The organism is Vibrio sp. S457-15 (assembly GCF_000960545.1).
GTDB lineage: Bacteria > Pseudomonadota > Gammaproteobacteria > Enterobacterales > Vibrionaceae > Vibrio > Vibrio parahaemolyticus.
The window spans coordinates 266,121-283,505 of the sequence record NZ_JYOQ01000180.1 but is presented as its reverse complement, the minus strand read 5'-3'; the positions used below and the strand labels follow the sequence as shown (position 1 = coordinate 283,505).

Here is a 17,385-nt window from a genome sequence, read left to right as displayed (position 1 = left end):
AGAGTAGCGTTTCTAGAGTGATGGGGAGAAGGCCAAGATGTACAGATTGAATGGAAGCAAACCATGAGCACAAATATTAATACCCAATTCCGTAAGTCGCTTCCGGGGACTCAACTTGATTACTTTGATGCCCGCGAAGCCGTAAACTCTATCTCTCCTGGAGCCTATGAAACGCTCCCTTATACCTCTCGCGTTCTTGCCGAACAGCTCGTACGCCGCTGCGATCCAAGCGTATTAACAGACAGCCTGAAGCAGCTCATCGAACGCAAACGTGATCTTGATTTTCCATGGTATCCAGCACGTGTTGTTTGTCATGACATTCTAGGTCAGACAGCGCTTGTTGACTTAGCCGGTTTACGTGATGCGATTGCCGATCAGGGCGGTGACCCGTCTAAAGTGAATCCAGTGGTTGAAACCCAGCTTATCGTTGACCACTCGCTTGCGGTAGAACACGCAGGTTTTGATCCAGACGCATTCGAGAAAAACCGTGCGATTGAAGAGCGCCGCAACGAAGACCGATTCCACTTTATAGAGTGGTGTAAAACGGCTTTTGAAAACGTCAGCGTGATTCCTGCGGGTAACGGCATCATGCACCAAATCAACCTGGAGAAAATGTCTCCGGTTGTACAGGCGAAGCAGGGTATTGCTTACCCAGATACTTGCGTTGGTACCGATAGTCATACGCCTCATGTCGATGCACTTGGCGTTATAGCAATTGGCGTTGGTGGTCTGGAAGCTGAAACCGTGATGCTTGGCCGCCCGTCAATGATGCGTTTGCCAGACATCGTGGGTGTGAAACTGACTGGTAAACGTCAGCCGGGTATTACCGCAACGGATATTGTTCTGGCGATTACCGAGTTCTTACGTAATGAGCGTGTTGTTTCTTCATATCTTGAATTCTTTGGTGAAGGTGCAAGAGACCTGACTATCGGTGACCGCGCAACCATCTCCAACATGACGCCAGAATACGGTGCAACAGCGGGTATGTTCTACATTGACGAACAGACCATCAACTACTTGAAACTGACTGGCCGTGATGAACAGCAAGTCGAGTTAGTTGAGAAATACGCGAAACAAACTGGCCTTTGGGCAGATGATCTTGATACTGCGGTTTACGAGCGCGTACTTGAGTTCGATTTGTCATCAGTCAGCCGTAACATGGCAGGTCCTTCAAACCCGCACCGCCGTTTGCCAACTTCTGAACTGGCACAACGTGGTATTTCTGGTGCATGGGAAGAAAAAGAAGGCGAGTTGCCAGATGGTGCAGTTATCATTGCAGCTATCACATCATGTACAAACACCAGTAACCCAAGGAACGTGGTTGCGGCTGGTCTTGTAGCGAAGAAAGCTAATGAGCTCGGCCTTGTACGCAAACCTTGGGTGAAATCGTCTTTTGCTCCGGGCTCTAAGGTTGCGCGTCTTTACCTGGAAGAAGCGGGCTTGCTACCAGAGCTAGAAAAACTAGGCTTTGGTATCGTCGGTTATGCATGTACGACTTGTAACGGTATGAGTGGCGCGTTGGATCCGAAAATCCAACAAGAGATCATTGACCGCGACCTGTACGCTACAGCCGTACTGTCTGGTAACCGTAACTTTGATGGCCGAATTCATCCTTACGCAAAGCAAGCCTTTTTAGCGTCTCCACCATTGGTTGTGGCTTATGCACTTGCAGGGACGATTCGTTTTGATATCGAGCGTGATGCTTTGGGTACTGACCAAAACGGTAAACCAATTTACCTCAATGATTTGTGGCCTAGCGACGAAGAGATTGATGCCGTTGTAGGCAAACACGTTAAACCAGAGCAGTTTAACCAAGTTTATATCCAGATGTTTAAGCTCGATGATGCAGAGAAAAGCGCCAACCCGCTTTACGACTGGCGTCCGATGAGTACCTACATTCGCCGTCCTCCTTACTGGGAGGGAGCGCTTGCAGGTGAAAGAACCCTGTCTGGTATGCGTCCATTAGCGGTTCTTGGTGACAACATCACAACAGACCACTTATCACCATCCAACGCGATCATGGCGAGCAGTGCGGCGGGTGAATACCTTGCCAAAATGGGCGTTCCTGAAGAGGACTTCAACTCTTATGCGACTCACCGTGGCGATCACTTAACGGCGCAACGTGCGACCTTTGCTAACCCGAAACTATTTAACGAAATGGTGAAAGAGAACGGTGAAGTGGTTCAGGGTTCTCTGGCGCGAATCGAACCAGAAGGTCAGGTTGTACGCATGTGGGAAGCGATTGAAACCTACATGAATCGTAAACAACCACTGATTGTTGTCGCGGGTGCAGATTATGGTCAGGGTTCATCTCGTGACTGGGCAGCAAAAGGCGTTCGACTGGCTGGTGTAGAAGCCATTGTTGCAGAAGGCTTTGAGCGTATTCACCGTACTAACTTGGTTGGCATGGGCGTGTTACCACTGCAATTTAAGCCGGGTGTTAACCGCAATACATTAGAACTGGATGGTACTGAACTGTATGACGTGGTTGGTGAAATCAAGCCGGGTGCAGATTTAGCCTTGGTTATTACACGTAGCAACGGTGAGAAAGTCGACGTTCCGGTTACTTGTCGCTTAGATACCGCTGACGAAGTGCACGTGTATAACGCAGGTGGTGTTTTACAACGCTTTGCTCAAGATTTCTTGGCGCAATAAGGAGTGGCTATGGAAAACAATACTCCGAATCAAATGAGCCAAATCAAAGTGCCGGCGACGTACATGCGTGGCGGCACGAGTAAAGGTGTCTTTTTCAATCTTGACGATTTGCCAGCAGAGGCTCAAGTGGCGGGTGCAGCGCGTGACAAACTGTTGTTGCGAGTTATCGGCAGCCCGGACCCTTACGCTAAACAAATCGACGGAATGGGCGGCGCCACTTCTAGCACCAGTAAAACGGTAATTGTTTCGCGCAGCAGCCGAGACGACCACGATGTCGACTACCTGTTCGGACAAGTGTCGATAGATAAGCCATTCGTCGATTGGAGTGGGAACTGCGGGAACTTGTCTGCCGCAATTGGGCCTTTTGCGATTCATGCTGGTCTGATCCCGCAAGATCGACTTCCAGAAAATGGCATTGTGACTGTACGTGTCTGGCAGGTAAACATCAGCAAAACTATTTTAGTTCATGTGCCGATTGTAAACGGATTCGTACAAGAGACCGGAGAATTTGAACTTGATGGCGTGACGTTCCCGGCCGCTGAGATTCAAGTGGACTTTGTTGACCCGGCAGATGGGGAAGGCAGTATGTTCCCAACTGGCAACTTAGTCGATAATTTGGTGGTGCCTGATGTGGGTACGTTTAACGCTACCTTCATCAATGCGGGTATTCCAACCATCTTCATTGATGCTGAGTCGATTGGTTACCAAGGCACGGAGCTGCAAGATGACATCAACAATGATGATGCGGCATTAGCGATGTTTGAATCCATCCGTGCGCATGGTGCGTTGAAGATGGGGTTGATTTCTGAACTTGAAGAAGCTCAAACACGCCAGCATACACCAAAGGTTGCGTTTATATCCAAGCCAAAAAGTTACCAGTCCTCAAGCGGTAAAGCTGTCAATGAGTCGGAAATTGATGTGTTGGTTCGTGCGTTGTCGATGGGCAAACTTCACCATGCAATGATGGGAACCGCAGCCGTTGCGATTGCTTCGGCGGCGTGTGTACCGGGAACGTTAGTCAATCTGGCTGCTGGTGGAGGCGAAAAAGAGTCAGTGACTTTTGGTCATCCGTCAGGGACGCTAAAAGTTGGAGCACAAGCGAAGCAAACTGAACAGGGCTGGGTGGTACAAAAAGCCATCATGAGCCGAAGTGCAAGAATACTAATGGAGGGATTTGTGCGTGTACCCTCTGATGTCTTTGAGTGAAAAGAACGGTCTTTGAATAGAACGAGAGCAATGTCAGGACATACTGGAGGAAGCAATATGTCTTCATACGAAAAAGAATATTTATGGGCGAAAAACGAACCGGAGAGTTTTTGGCGCGCTCAAGCGGAGAATATCGACTGGTTTGAATCTCCTAAAACCATCTTGAAATCTGATGAGAACGGCATCGAACGTTGGTTCTCAGATGGGGTGATGAATACGTCTTGGTTGGCACTGGATTACCATTGCGAACAAGGACGTGGTGATAATACTGCGCTAATTTATGACTCACCAGTAACGGGAAATAAAAAGACTTACACTTACCGAGAGCTACGCGATCAAGTTGCGAAAATTGCCGGTATGCTGTCTGCCCAAGGTGTTGAAAAAGGCGACCGAGTTGTTGTTTACATGCCGATGATCCCAGAAGCGGCGATGGCGATGCTTGCTTGTGCACGTTTGGGTGCGATTCACTCAGTTGTGTTTGGTGGTTTTGCGCCTAATGAGCTGGCGGTACGTATTGAAGATGCAGAGCCAAAAGTCATTATGACGGCATCGTGTGGCATTGAAATCAGCAAAATCATTCCGTACAAACCTTTGGTTGACAAAGCGATCATGGACAGTCGTTGGAAGCCAGAGAAAGTGTTTGTTTTCCAGCGTCCAGAATGTGAAGCCGAGCTAAACCAAGAGAGAGATCTGGACTGGCAGCAAGAGTACAGCCAAGCACTTCCACACGCTTGTGTACCAGTACTGGCGACAGATCCGCTATATATCCTTTACACCTCGGGTACGACAGGTAAACCAAAAGGCGTAGTGCGTGATAACGGTGGTCATGCCGTGGCACTGAAGTACTCAATGAGCGCAATCTACAACATCCCGCAAGGTGGTGTGTTCTGGGCGGCATCCGACGTGGGCTGGGTAGTGGGTCACTCGTATATTGTTTACGCGCCATTAATTCACGGTTGCACCACAATACTGTTTGAAGGTAAGCCAGTCAAAACTCCGAATCCGGGGGCATTCTGGCGTGTGTGTGATGAGTATAAAGTGGATGCTTTGTTCTCGGCGCCAACGGCTTTCCGTGCGATTAAGAAAGAAGACCCGGAAGGCGAGTTCTTAAAGCAGTATGACTTGTCTAACCTGAAAACCATCTTTATGGCTGGTGAGCGTTTAGATCCTCCTACGCTGGAGTGGGTACAGAGCAAAACTGACAAACCGGTAATCGATCACTGGTGGCAAACAGAGACAGGTTGGGCGATTGCGGGGAACCCAACGGGCATTGAAATGATGCCAGTAAAAGCGGGTTCTTCAACTAAGCCTATTCCGGGTTATCAAGTAGAAATCCTCGATGAGCTGGGTGAACCAGTAAAACCTAATCAACAAGGTTTCGTTGCGCTAAAACGTCCACTGCCGCCAAGCTGCTTACCAACGGTATGGCGAAACCATGATCGTTTTGAAACGGGCTACCTAAGCCAATTCCCTAGCTACTATGTGTCGGGTGACGGTGGTTATCTCGACGAAGACGGTTACCTATTCATCATGGGGCGTATTGACGATGTGATTAACGTCGCTGGTCACCGCCTGTCTACTGGTGAGATGGAGGAGATCGTTGGTGGTCACCCAGCCATTGCAGAATGTGCGGTTGTGGGCATTCACGATGATCTGAAAGGGCAGCTACCACTTGGTTTTGTTGTGCTGAAAGATGGCGTGAAGGTTGATGAGTTAGCGCTAGAAGGCGAACTTGTGGGCAAGGTGAGAAATGAGATTGGCGCGGTTGCATGCTTCAAACACGCACTTGTTGTAGATCGCTTACCGAAAACTCGCTCGGGTAAAATTCTGCGTCGAACCATCCGCCAAATTGCTGATGGTGAGCAATACACCGTGCCATCGACGATTGATGATCCAACGAGCCTGAATGAAATAGAGCGAGTGTTACGACGCTAACATTTTATCGTCGTGCTCAAATGAAACCCTGATCCTCGAACTCCGTAGTTTGGTTCTGCCTCTGTATGCTGATTTGTACAGGGGCTTTTTTGCGTTGGTGCTCCAGAAAACAATCGTGAGTAGGCGCTTTTGTGGCTTGCCAAGCCTGTGTTTTCGCAACACACTATACGGACTCAAATTTTGGTAACCCTTAGTATGTCTGCATTTGTAATCAAAGCTGCGAGTTTTGATGATTTAGAAGTGCTCAACGATCTTATGTTCGATTTGCACGATGAGCACCATGTTCAATCCCCTGAATTGTTTAAAACTGCCGAAGAAATCGAGCAAGAGAAAAGCATTGCTCGTTACATCGATAATCCCGAGTGTTTGGTATATGTAGCGAAAGTCGGTGATGAAGTTATCGGTTTTGTCTCTGGTCACTTTTGTGAGTTAACTTCCGTTGTCAGCCAGCCTGTGATGATGGGCAGTGTGGATGAGTTGTATGTGATGCCGGAATATCGAAAGCAAGGAACGGCTCAAGCTTTGCTCGATAAGATAGAGGCTACCTTTATCGATTACGGCGCGACCCAAATGTTTGTTGAGGTTTGGAGTTTTAACCGCCAAGCACTCGCATTGTATGAAAAACAAGGGTTTGGGCATCATATTCATTGTTTGCGAAAGCCCTTAAATCCATCGTAATTAATACGTCTCGTTGACGGTAATTCAGTGACAGAAACCATGTGGAATTGAAATCATTCAGTTCATCAATAGACTTTTGCGTTTAAGTGGCTCGCAAGCTATGAATTTGCTACTCAACTTACATTGGTAACATTGAATTTGTCTGCTTGTTTTATGAGTAGCACGAGGATCGTGCTTACAAAAACAAGAGGATAATACTTTGAAACTATCAAAATCGTTACTTGCTTTGGCAGTCTTGCCAATGTTTGCAAGTGCTGATGATTTATCACAGACGCAAAACCACATCATTCAACCGAAAATCGTGGGCGGCATTACCGCCGATCCAACTGAATGGAAGTTCTACACACAAATTGTAAGTCGCTACAGCAACCGCTCCTATTGTGGTGCCAGTTACATCGGCAATGGCTATGTCTTGACGGCGGCCCACTGTGTGGAAGGCGATTCACCGAGTCAAATCGCCGTGAAAATTGGTGGCGTCGTTTACAACGGCACTGATGGAGTAAGAGCGAATGTGAGTGAAATCCACATGCATCCGTCTTATCGCCGCGCTACACTCTCCTATGATATTGCGGTTCTAAAGCTAGATTCTGTCCCACAAGGTGTATCCGCAGTTGAAATTGCCGACGGCAGCTTAGCGCAATACGCTAGTATTGGAGATTGGCTAACCGTTGCAGGTTTGGGGCGAACGTCAGAAGGCGGTAGTTCGCCAACAAGATTGCAAGAAGTCGATGTGCCGTTAATCTCTGATACGACGTGTCGTCAGGCCGGAGGGAATTACACAACCGTAGGGGATGTGGCATTTTGTGCAGGCGTCCCGCAAGGTGGGATAGATTCATGTCAGGGTGACAGCGGTGGCCCTATCGTCATCAATCGTGGCGGGGTGGTAACGCAACTCGGTGTAGTGAGTTGGGGAATAGGATGTGCACGTCCTGGCAAGTACGGTGTTTACAGTGACATCGCGGCATTACGTAGTTTCGTTGATGGTGTAATAGGTAATACAACGCCTCCTAAGGAAAACGTTTCTGTAGGTTATACTGCGAATCAGACGTTAACCTCGTTTAATGTCGGTGAGCTCAAACAGCATCGGTTTGTGATTAGCAACTCAGGCAATACTTCCTTCACTGTCGAAAATGTACGCATTGGCGGCTCAGGAGTGACTGATGCAGCACTGATTGCCAACGATCAATGTTCTCAAACAACGTTAGCTGCCAATACGAGCTGTCGTGTGGATGTGGAGTTCGGCGCATCACAAGCAGGTGAAGCTAGAGTGACGTTGAACTTTGGCGTTGATAAAACCAGTACGTTATATCAAGCGGTTGTGTCTGCAACAGCCAAATCGGTAACGTCGCCACCAACAGGAAGCTGTGCAAACGAATGGCAAGCCTCATCTGTTTACAATAAAGGCGATACGGTCACGTGGAATGGAAAAGTGTGGCAAGCACAATGGTGGACTCAAGGCGATAACCCAGCAGAATCGGGTTCCTGGGGCGTTTGGCAAGCAGTGAGCGATGCAAACTGTACGTCACATCAAGATCAGGTCATCCCGCCGACTGAACCGCCAGTTGTGTCTGTTCCTTCAAATAACATCTATCAAGCGGGAGCTCAATACCTCGCTGGCGATGTTGTGACTAATCAGGGCTCGTCTTATCAATGTTTACCGTGGCCAAATAGTCTTTGGTGTGGTTCGACGCCAAGCGCTTATGAGCCGGGCGTAGGTTCTGGATGGACTCATGCGTGGATAAAGCTATAAAGTCATACTAATCATAAAGGGGGTTTATTGTTTTCGAATAATAAGCCCATTTTTGTTGTTTTAAATATGAGAACCCACAAAATACCTATGACTTTATCCTGACATTCTGCTTATATAACTGGCAGAATTGCGATCAATATTTCACGTTTTGTCTGATTTTTGTCAGATTTACATTAAGAATTTTCTCCGATGACTTTTTTGACTTGTGCATCATATGCATAACTCGTTACTTAATTTATGTCGAAAAATATTGGTAATACTGCCATCATGCATTGGTCATTATTCTCTTCATTAAAGGTTTATCTTGTGCTGAGACAGTTGTTTTTTCTCACTCTCTTTTCTGCTTTGTTTTCTACGTCTTCGATGACAATGGCAAAATCGGTATCCGGTGCGTCATTGAATGGAATTAAAGGCGCGCTCTGTGTTGTTCGAGCCGACGATAAGCTTGTACTGGTTCATGAAATTCTCACTAACAAAATCTCCTTGCCGGGAGGTACTATTATTGAAGGTGAATCTCCAGAAATTGCCGCGCAACGAGAAACGTGGGAAGAAACGGGGCTTGCAGTAACTGTCGGTAATGAGTTGGGTAGAACCTCAACTGCGATCTTGTTCGACTGCGTATCTGATTCTGAAGTTATCGCTTTTTCTATGAATAACTCATTGGGTGGAAACGAGCTGCCTTCTTGGTTTGCGCCTCATTACGGTGTGGAAGTGGCTTCTGCCATGCTGCTTAACCCAAGTGAACTTACGGCATCTCAATATCGCTATCCGGCTCAATGGCCAGAAGTTGTTAACCTTTTTGCTAATGCAACAAACCAGCCGGTTTCTTACGTTACACAGCTAATTGAGTCTGCACCTACATTCCGTCAGGTCGAGCTCTCTTGGGTGATGGAACTACAAGGTTGGATTGGTGAGCTTTCAGACAACAGTTACAAAGCCGCGTACGACTTTGCAAGCGTAGTGATGGAGCTGACGACGCCGACTATTTTGCTGTTTTTATTCCCGTTCGTCATGATGCGCTTTGATAGTCGCTTTGTGTACCGACTGTTCTTCGCCATTACCGCGACATCTTTAATGGTTTTGGTGGCACAGCAGGGATTTTCTCTACCAAGGCCGCATGTGTACGTGCCTATGGCGGAACTTCCAAACAGTTACGGCTTTAGTTTTCCAAGCTTGCCTATTGCGGTTTGGTTCTGTGTGTTGACATTTTTGTTCCAAAGAACGCACAGCTTTGGATTTAACAGTACCACGGTGTTGATGGCCGCTATTACGCTAATAGTCATGCTGTGCAAGTTCTTCCTAGGTTCTGCGTTTATTCTTGATATGTTATTGGGCGCCTTGTTGGGCATCTTGGTTGCTTGGCACGTATTACGTTTGGAAACGAATCCAGAGGTCAATGTTGATCAACTCCTCAGCTCAAAAGGAGTGTGGTTTACGTTGACTGCTGTGACAGCCGTTATTTCGGTGATTTGGCCGTTACCTGTGTTTGGCAACTGGTTAGCGATGTTGATCACGGCTTCTGCACTCGTACTTACGTTTAAGGAGTCTCAGGTGAGATTAAACAGTAAGCAGATGATTTTTGTCACTTTGGCGTTGATATTGACTCAGCAGGTGTATTTGTTTGCAGCGACGAGCGTCTCTTCCAGCGGTTTTTGGTCATTGGTGTTTATGACGTTCCACTATCCGATATTGATGCTGTTGTTCATCTTTATGGCAAGAAGATTGACTCATCAAAATCAGTACCAAGAAGAGCTCAATCTGTCAGAATAATAAGTACTTCGGTATCAAGTAAAAAGCCTCGCAATCGCGAGGCTTTTTGTGTTTTAGGTGCTTACTTCTGTAAAGCTACTTTTATAAAGCGAGAGCTAAGCGTTAAGAACAAATTTCTCAATTGCTTTCGCTACGCCGTGGTCGTCGTTACTTTCAGTGATGTAATCTGCGATTTTCTTGGTTTCTTCCATCGCATTTGCCATCGCGATACCAAGGCCTGCGTACTTCAGCATGTGGTGGTCATTTTCAGCATCACCCATACAGATCACTTCTTCTGGTTGAATTCCTAAGTACTCAGCAATCGCTGCAACTCCGATGCCTTTGTTGCTCGCTGGGTTAAGAAACTCTAGGAAGAATGGGGCACTTTGAACAACAGTAAACTCTTCACGCATTTCAGGCGGAAGCGCAGCGATGACCTCGGTGAGTTTACTTGGCTCGGCAACCATCATTGCTTTGATGATTGGATGATCATCTTCTAGCGATTCAAAATTCATCTCTGTCACGTCTAAGCCATTAATGTTGGCTTCGATGTCAGTGTATGGGTTGTTCTCATTAGTGATCAAGCCGTGCACTTGGCTGAATGCGTGCACATAAGCGCCTAATTCTTTCGCTTTACGAGCGACTAATTTAGCAGCTTTACCATCAATGATTTGCTGGTGGATAATTTCGTTTGTACCTACGTTTTTAACCATAGAACCATTGTAGAAAAGGACAAAATCTTTATCGGAATGAATATTCAGCTCATCCAATTTTGCCTGCATGCCTTCAAGTGGGCGGCCAGAAGCCAAAACGACAGTAACGCCAGCTTCACGAGCTTTCGCGATAGCGTGTTTGTTTTCTTCTGAAATCGCTTTGTCGCTGTTTAATAACGTGCCGTCCATGTCTAGGGCGATCAGTTTGTACATCTTTACTTACCTTAAAATAATGGGAACCTGAGTATGAAACTACAAAATGGGCTATTTTAACAATTAATTTTTGGTTTGAATTGACCTAGACACGCCTCTCCATTAAGGTCTTCGCCTCGAAGTTTTATGAGTTAAGTGAGTTCTGCGTTGTATAAGCTAAATGAGATGTTTGAAACCATCCAAGGGGAAGGGATCTTTACTGGTGTTCCTGCCGTTTTCGTTCGCTTGCAAGAGTGCCCAGTGGGGTGCAGTTGGTGTGATACAAAACAAACGTGGGATGCCGAAGAAAAGGATCTGCGTCCTATTGGTGATATTTTGGTGAAGACGGAAGATTCTCCGACTTGGTGCACGGCATCGGCTGAAGACATCGTAGAACAATACAAACAGCAAGGCTTCAATGCGAAGCATATTGTTATCACTGGTGGTGAGCCGTGTATTTACGATTTGCGTCCGTTGAGCAAAGCGTTTGAAGATATGGGCTGTCAGTGCCAGATTGAAACCAGTGGGACATCAGAAGTCGTCACGTCTGAAAAAACGTGGGTGACAGTGTCACCGAAAGTGGCGATGAAAGGTAAATTGCCTGTACTGAAAAGTGCGTTGGAGCGTGCTAATGAAATCAAGCACCCAGTCGGTACGCAAAAAGACATCGATCATCTTGATGAATTACTTGCAAACGCTGATATAAAGACAGAAACGGTGATCGCTTTACAACCAATCAGCCAGAAGCCTCGCGCAACTCAGTTGTGTATCGAAACGTGCATCTCGCGCAATTGGCGTCTATCTATTCAAACTCATAAATACCTAAGTATTGCTTAAGCTCGGAGAGTAAAATGAAAAAAGCTGTTGTTGTTTTCAGTGGCGGGCAAGACTCGACAACCTGTCTCGTGCAAGCCCTCAAAGAGTTTGATGAAGTGCATGCAATCACTTTTGATTATGGCCAACGTCATAAACTGGAGATCGAAGTTGCGCAAAAGATCGCCAAAGATCTTGGTGTAAAAGCGCATAAAGTGATGGATGTTGGTTTACTGAATGAACTTGCTATCAGCTCTCTGACGCGTGATGACATTCCTGTTTCTCACGAATTACAAGAGAATGGCTTGCCGAACTCGTTTGTGCCTGGCCGTAATATTTTGTTCTTAACTCTTGCTGGCATTTACGCTTACCAAATCGGTGCCGATACGGTGATTACTGGCGTGTGTGAAACGGACTTTAGTGGCTACCCAGATTGCCGAGACGATTTTGTGAAATCAATGAACACGGCGTTGGTGAAAGGTATGGATCGAGCTTTGACGATCAAAACACCGCTGATGTGGCTCAACAAGGCAGAAACATGGGCGTTAGCGGATCAATACAATGCGTTGCAACTGGTTCGTGAAAACACGCTAACTTGCTACAACGGCATCATCGGTGATGGTTGTGGCGATTGCCCATCATGTGATTTACGCAAAGCCGGGCTCGATGATTACTTGAATAACAAAGATGCAGTTATGAAATCTTTGGTTCAAAAGCAGGAATCAGAAGGTCTGTAAACAGACCTTCACGAATTTGCAAATTCTGAACTCAGGTTAATTGGCTCATTGTACGCATCAACAACCGCGTTTTTGCCATTTCTCTTCGCCTGATATAAAGCTTGGTCTAATATCGAGTACAGCTCATCGAAGTTGGTGAGTGGCATTGATGTCGATAGATAGGCCAAGCTTGCCGTTACACGAAGGTCTTCATTTCTTTCCGTTTTGATTTGCTTTTCCGAAATGGTTTTATGCAAGCTTTGAACTCGGAAAGGTACATCAATTTCATCAACGTTTTTGAGTAAAAGAACAAATTCCTCTCCACCTAAACGCCCGATGTATTCACCTTTGTTGAGTTTTACGCGGATGCTTTGACAAACGTGTTTCAAAACCAAATCGCCTGTAGGGTGGCCGTAGGTATCATTGATGGCTTTAAAGTTATCTAAGTCAATTAAAGCCAGAACATATCGCATCTCTTGATGAGTTTTCGAGGTTTGACTTTTGATGGTTTCAATGATCGCGGTTCTGTTTAAGGCGCACGTTAAACTGTCTATCCGTGCTTTGTTTCGAGTTTGTCGCTGAGCCATTATTGCCAACACCAAAAGAAGCACTAAGCAGGCAACCACGAAATTGTACGCGCGTTTTTGATCTGTAAGCTTTTCAAACTCGCTCTGCTTTAAATTCCGCTCGTTCGCAAGTTTGATCAGTTGCAGTTCGTATTCGTACTCATTTTTGGTGAGGTCGAGAGCTTCCATTGCCTTGATGTTGCTAGTATCTCGGTTATCTAGTTCTAATGTAGAATACGCTTCATAGTGACTTAGCGCCGCTTTGTAATCCCCAAGCTCTTGGTAGGCATTGGACAGCAACAGTTGTGCTCTCGCTTGTAGCAATGGCCTTGAGTTTTCCATTGCTAGTGTGAACGCTTCTTTACCGTGCTCGATCGCCTTTTCTGGCGCGTCATTTTTCAGATAAGCAAAACCAGCGGCTAAATGCCCCTCGGTTTGCAAATGGTTGTTTTCGTATCGCTCGCCCAAACCGAGTGCTTTGTTAATGTATTTGACGGCTTGTTCAAGGTTGCCAATTTCAGCAATAGCGGAAGCAAGCCCCAAATACGCCAAGCCTTGTCCATACGGATAGTGCAGCTCTTCCAAGATTTTCAATGAGTTCTGGTAGTGGTTAATGGCCTTATCGAAATCTTTCGATTTGTTATACATCCGAGCTAGGCTGTGTTCGACTTGCGCCACTTTGAGTGGGGCCTCCTCAAGTTGACGCGCAAGCAAGGATTGGATGAGGTATTGCTCCGATTGCTCAAACTGTCCTAATTCGGCGAGTAAATTGCCGACATCGTTATAAATACCAGATGGGTCGCTTTGATAAGACATATTGGCAAGCAGGCGGCGGTACAGGCTCAGAGCCTTTTCGTAGTCGCCACGATAATTGTAGTTGTTCGCTACGACTCGCAACGCCAAGTCTGCAGGAAAGACCTCTGCGTGCTTATCGTCTAAATGGCTTTCGAGAGATGAGCAAAAGAAGTTTGCTTTGTGGTAACGGCCTTGCTGGTTTAGCGTGTAGCAAAGCTGGTAATTCATCAACGCTTTACCTTCCACGTCACCATTTTGTTTCATCTTTTGCCTTAACGAGTTGAAACTGGCAACAGAAGCGTCATAACTGCCATGTTTACGTTCGTTTAAAGCGAGAATGTACTCAGACTCTAACTTCGCGAAATCATTGTTTAAGATTTGGCTACTTCCGTAATAAGGCTGCTTGATGTTAGCCATGTACTCATAAATCAACCCACTGACGTAAAGTCTCTCGCTGTCAGATACGGAAGTATGATAACGGTCTTGAAGCATGCTAAGAGCAGAAGCCGCATCGTTGTGTAACGTTGTTTGATAGACAGCGTGCCATTGCGTAAAGTTTTGGGTGTGTTCAATCTCGGTAGAGTCACTTGCGTATATTTGACTGCAAAAAAGCAGTGACGCAAGCAAAGGAGACAGCGCGCGCATAAGGAAGTAGCCTTGTGTTTTTCTTATATAATCTTTTCAGTATGTTATACCCATTATCTTATAGGCGATGTGACCACGTGAAGTGAATAAACAATACTGAATGGAAAAACTATGAAGTGGGTCGATATTTGTGTTGAGAACTAGGGGAGGGAATAGAAACCCCGGCACACGTGCCGAGGTCAACGCGATTAGTCTACGTATAGCTTCGCTAGATCTTGAGGCTCCATTTCTTTGCCTTCTAGCTGAGCATTCCAGTTTGTACCAACAAGAACGCCGTCTTCAGCAAGAGTCAGAAGCCAATCTTCTACAAAGATATCTAGTGGAATTTCAAGAACAGTAAAATCTGCCCACTCTTCAACGTTGTGCGCTTCAGCATCTTCTTTTGAAGACCAGAAAGGCATTACTTCGCTATTTTCGAACTCAGTTGAATCGCAAGACAACCAACCTTCTTCATTGCGTAGACCCCAAACGAGTTGGCTTTCTTTCGTTTCTGCTACGAAAAGATCAAGGTTTGCTTGGATATCTGATGTAAGTTTGCTCATTTCAAAACTCTCATTGTTATGACGCCGCTAGATTACCACTAAAGCGCCGATTCCTAAAGCATAATACGGCTTCAAGCCACTATGAAAAGAAAAGGAGCCGAAGCTCCTTTTGTCAAATCTGAGTGCGATGTGAGAGTGTAAAAGTTTAGATTAGCTTTCTGCTTGAGGAAGCGTCGTAAAGATCGTCCACTCTTTTTTAACTTTACCTTTGTAACCAACAACAGATGCGGTCACTCGGCGGTTAAGTGCGTGGCTTACCTGATCGGTGCCTTGCTCTGCTAGATGTGTGTCACCAAAACCAATGATGCGAACACGATTTGGTTCAATACCGTAACTTAGTAGCGCGTCACGCACGTTTTTCGCTCGTCGTTCAGAGAGATCTTGATTGTGTTTTGAACCACCTGTTTTACTCGCGTAACCTTGTAGTTCAATCGAGGTCGTTGGGTAATCCTTCAAGAAGTCAGACAACTCACGAATTTGACGACGAAATACCGGATTGATCTCATCAGAATCGTTGGCAAATAGCACACGAACCTGCATTTTCTCAGATGCTTTGATGTATTCGCCACAGCCATCATTGTCAACTTCAGAGCCAGCTGGCGTCCCCGGACATAGGTCGCGAGCGTTAATCACACCGTCGTTATCTTCGTCTTGTAAGTCAGCAATTTGCTCTGCGGTAGGGAATGCACGGTAATCGTACTCATCTTCAGCGATTGCTTGTTGCGTAACGGCGATAATGCTTAATGCCAATAGCAGTTTCATCGGTTTCATGATTAGTACTCCACCTTCTGGTTCCATTCTGTTGGTACATCAACACGCAAGGCATTCAACAGTTGACCCGTAGCATTCATCACTCGGTACTTCGCGTATTGTTCCGCGTATTTAGCGTCTAAATAGTTCTTTCTTGCTTCGAACAGTTCGTTTTCAGTGTTTAAAAGGTCAAGTAGAGTACGCTTACCAATGCGATATTGCTTTTCGTAAGCAATGACCGTTTCAGAAGCTGAGTCTACGTGGTCAGCTAAGAACTCTTTTTGTTGCAGAGTTAAATCTAACGCACTCCAAGACAAGCGAAGTCCTTCTTCGACATTTCGGTATGCACGCTCTCGTAGATCTTTCGCTTTGTTTAACTGATATGCAAAGCTTTCTGCGTTCGCAACATCACTACCACCGTTGAACAAGTTGTAACGCATTCGAAGCATTGCTGTCGTTTCATCGCTGCTGCCTTCAATACCGCCGGCATCGTTGCGCCATGTTTGTGCTGCTTCTACAGAAATGGTCGGGTAGTAAGTTCCTTTCGATTGTTTGTACTGGAACTTCGCAGAATCCACATCTGCAACCGAGATTTTGATGACAGGGTGAGATTCAAATGCCAAGTCAATCGCCTCATCGATTGTGTATGGGATGAAGTTTTGATCCGCGCGTGGGAAGATCAATCCTTGTGGCGATTGTCCGACAAGACGCGTAAACATCGTTTGGCTATCAAACAGGTTATTTTGAGCCGCAACTAAGTTACCGTGCGCTTTTGCTAAACGCGCCTCAACTTGAGTCAGGTCTGCGGTCGAGCCGATACCTGAGTTGACACGTTTTTTAATGTCTTCATAAATTTTCTTATGAACTTTCAGGTTGTTCTCTGAAAGAGAAAGAATTTCATACGCTTTAACGGAATCTAAGTACACCTTAGTCACTTCCAACGCAGTGTCTTGCGCATCCGCAAGTAGTTGGTATCGCACAGATTCTGCATCTGCAGCAGTACGGTCCATATCATTAAGAGTGGCAGAGCCATCCCAAATCAATTGCGTTAAAGTGATAGTGGCTTCTTTACGAGTCAGATCGGTTGAGTCTCGTCCTGATTCTGCAGGATTTATACCTTCGTAACCGATACCTGCGTCAAGATCGACGGAAGGGAGGTAAGCACCGCCAGATGCTTCATTCACATACTGCTTGCTAACGAATTCATTGAACGCGCTTTTAATATCGGGATTTGTTTTTAGCGTATTTTCTACGGCTTGCTCTAGTGTTTGCCCAAAAGCATGACTAGCGGCGAATACACCAATACAAAAGGCGTTGGCACGAGTCCACTTCACTGTGATTCTCCTAGATGGTTATGTAATTTCTCGAGGCGAGAGGGCTTATAAGTGGAATACCTATAAGGGCGTCAATAATTTAGCGCACAATACCACTAATAATCGACGATGTAACCAATCGCTTTGTTTAGAATGTGTTTCAAAAGTGATACGAAAATACGCCTAACTGGGGCTTAACTTCGAACTAATATCACCTTTATTTGGTTTTGTTACATTTTATAGTTGCTTATACAAAGATCTCAATCACCCACCAACTGAAAATCGACAATATGGAAAAATTGTGACTTATAAGTTGAAAATAGGCATCAAATTACTGTTATTGCAGTATATATTCGGGCAATATATA

Annotated in this window: 13 protein-coding genes; 8 read left to right on the top strand and 5 right to left on the bottom strand. The window is 45.9% G+C overall.

Features of this window, described 5'->3' with window-relative positions; translation table 11 throughout:
• Positions 1–63: 63 nt before the first annotated feature.
• The 6 genes from acnD (at position 64) to UF05_RS23190 (ending at position 9,994) form a co-directional block, all read left to right on the top strand.
• Positions 64–2,655, top strand: coding sequence for a Fe/S-dependent 2-methylisocitrate dehydratase AcnD (gene acnD, locus UF05_RS23215; RefSeq protein ID WP_045545180.1), 2,592 nt, complete (start codon positions 64–66; stop codon positions 2,653–2,655).
• Positions 2,656–2,664: 9 nt separating this feature from the next.
• Complete coding sequence (prpF, locus tag UF05_RS23210; protein ID WP_045545179.1) at positions 2,665–3,861, top strand: 2-methylaconitate cis-trans isomerase PrpF; 1,197 nt, start codon at positions 2,665–2,667, stop codon at positions 3,859–3,861.
• A gap of 57 nt (positions 3,862–3,918) precedes the next feature.
• On the top strand, positions 3,919–5,796 hold the full coding sequence (locus UF05_RS23205) for a propionyl-CoA synthetase (RefSeq protein WP_031818022.1): 1,878 nt from the start codon (positions 3,919–3,921) through the stop codon (positions 5,794–5,796).
• Positions 5,797–5,991: 195 nt separating this feature from the next.
• Positions 5,992–6,474, top strand: a complete 483-nt coding sequence (locus tag UF05_RS23200) for a GNAT family N-acetyltransferase (RefSeq protein ID WP_005477859.1) — start codon at positions 5,992–5,994, stop codon at positions 6,472–6,474.
• Positions 6,475–6,673: 199 nt separating this feature from the next.
• Positions 6,674–8,224: a trypsin-like serine protease gene (locus UF05_RS23195; protein WP_031818024.1), complete on the top strand. Its 1,551-nt coding sequence runs from the start codon at positions 6,674–6,676 to the stop codon at positions 8,222–8,224.
• A 363-nt stretch (positions 8,225–8,587) separates the two neighbouring features.
• Positions 8,588–9,994, top strand: coding sequence for a bifunctional NUDIX hydrolase/phosphatase PAP2 family protein (locus tag UF05_RS23190; RefSeq protein ID WP_231583844.1), 1,407 nt, complete (start codon positions 8,588–8,590; stop codon positions 9,992–9,994).
• A gap of 95 nt (positions 9,995–10,089) precedes the next feature.
• On the opposite strand, the gene UF05_RS23185 is transcribed toward UF05_RS23190, so the two are convergent.
• Positions 10,090–10,899, bottom strand: a complete 810-nt coding sequence (locus UF05_RS23185; RefSeq protein WP_025500785.1) for a Cof-type HAD-IIB family hydrolase — start codon at positions 10,897–10,899, stop codon at positions 10,090–10,092.
• Positions 10,900–11,064: 165 nt separating this feature from the next.
• Between UF05_RS23185 and queE the strand changes: the two genes are divergently transcribed.
• Positions 11,065–11,715 carry a 7-carboxy-7-deazaguanine synthase QueE gene (gene queE / locus UF05_RS23180; RefSeq protein ID WP_023623584.1) on the top strand — a complete coding sequence of 217 codons (651 nt, stop codon included), beginning with the start codon at positions 11,065–11,067 and terminating at the stop codon, positions 11,713–11,715.
• 14 nt (positions 11,716–11,729) lie between these two features.
• Positions 11,730–12,428 carry a 7-cyano-7-deazaguanine synthase QueC gene (gene queC, locus UF05_RS23175; protein ID WP_017448988.1) on the top strand — a complete coding sequence of 233 codons (699 nt, stop codon included), beginning with the start codon at positions 11,730–11,732 and terminating at the stop codon, positions 12,426–12,428.
• Positions 12,429–12,436: 8 nt separating this feature from the next.
• On the opposite strand, the gene UF05_RS23170 is transcribed toward queC, so the two are convergent.
• The 4 genes from UF05_RS23170 to UF05_RS23155 form a co-directional block, all read right to left on the bottom strand.
• On the bottom strand, positions 12,437–14,413 hold the full coding sequence (locus UF05_RS23170) for a tetratricopeptide repeat-containing diguanylate cyclase (protein WP_025631286.1): 1,977 nt from the start codon (positions 14,411–14,413) through the stop codon (positions 12,437–12,439).
• 188 nt (positions 14,414–14,601) lie between these two features.
• Positions 14,602–14,955 (bottom strand): DUF2750 domain-containing protein, encoded by a 354-nt coding sequence (locus UF05_RS23165; protein WP_025631287.1) that lies wholly within the window; start codon positions 14,953–14,955, stop codon positions 14,602–14,604.
• Between the two features lie 150 nt (positions 14,956–15,105).
• Positions 15,106–15,726 carry an OmpA family protein gene (locus tag UF05_RS23160; protein WP_025631288.1) on the bottom strand — a complete coding sequence of 207 codons (621 nt, stop codon included), beginning with the start codon at positions 15,724–15,726 and terminating at the stop codon, positions 15,106–15,108.
• A 2-nt stretch (positions 15,727–15,728) separates the two neighbouring features.
• The gene (locus UF05_RS23155) at positions 15,729–17,039 is read right to left on the bottom strand and encodes a TolC family outer membrane protein (protein ID WP_005464216.1); all 1,311 of its coding nucleotides are present in this window, start codon (positions 17,037–17,039) and stop codon (positions 15,729–15,731) included.
• Positions 17,040–17,385 lie beyond the last annotated feature (346 nt).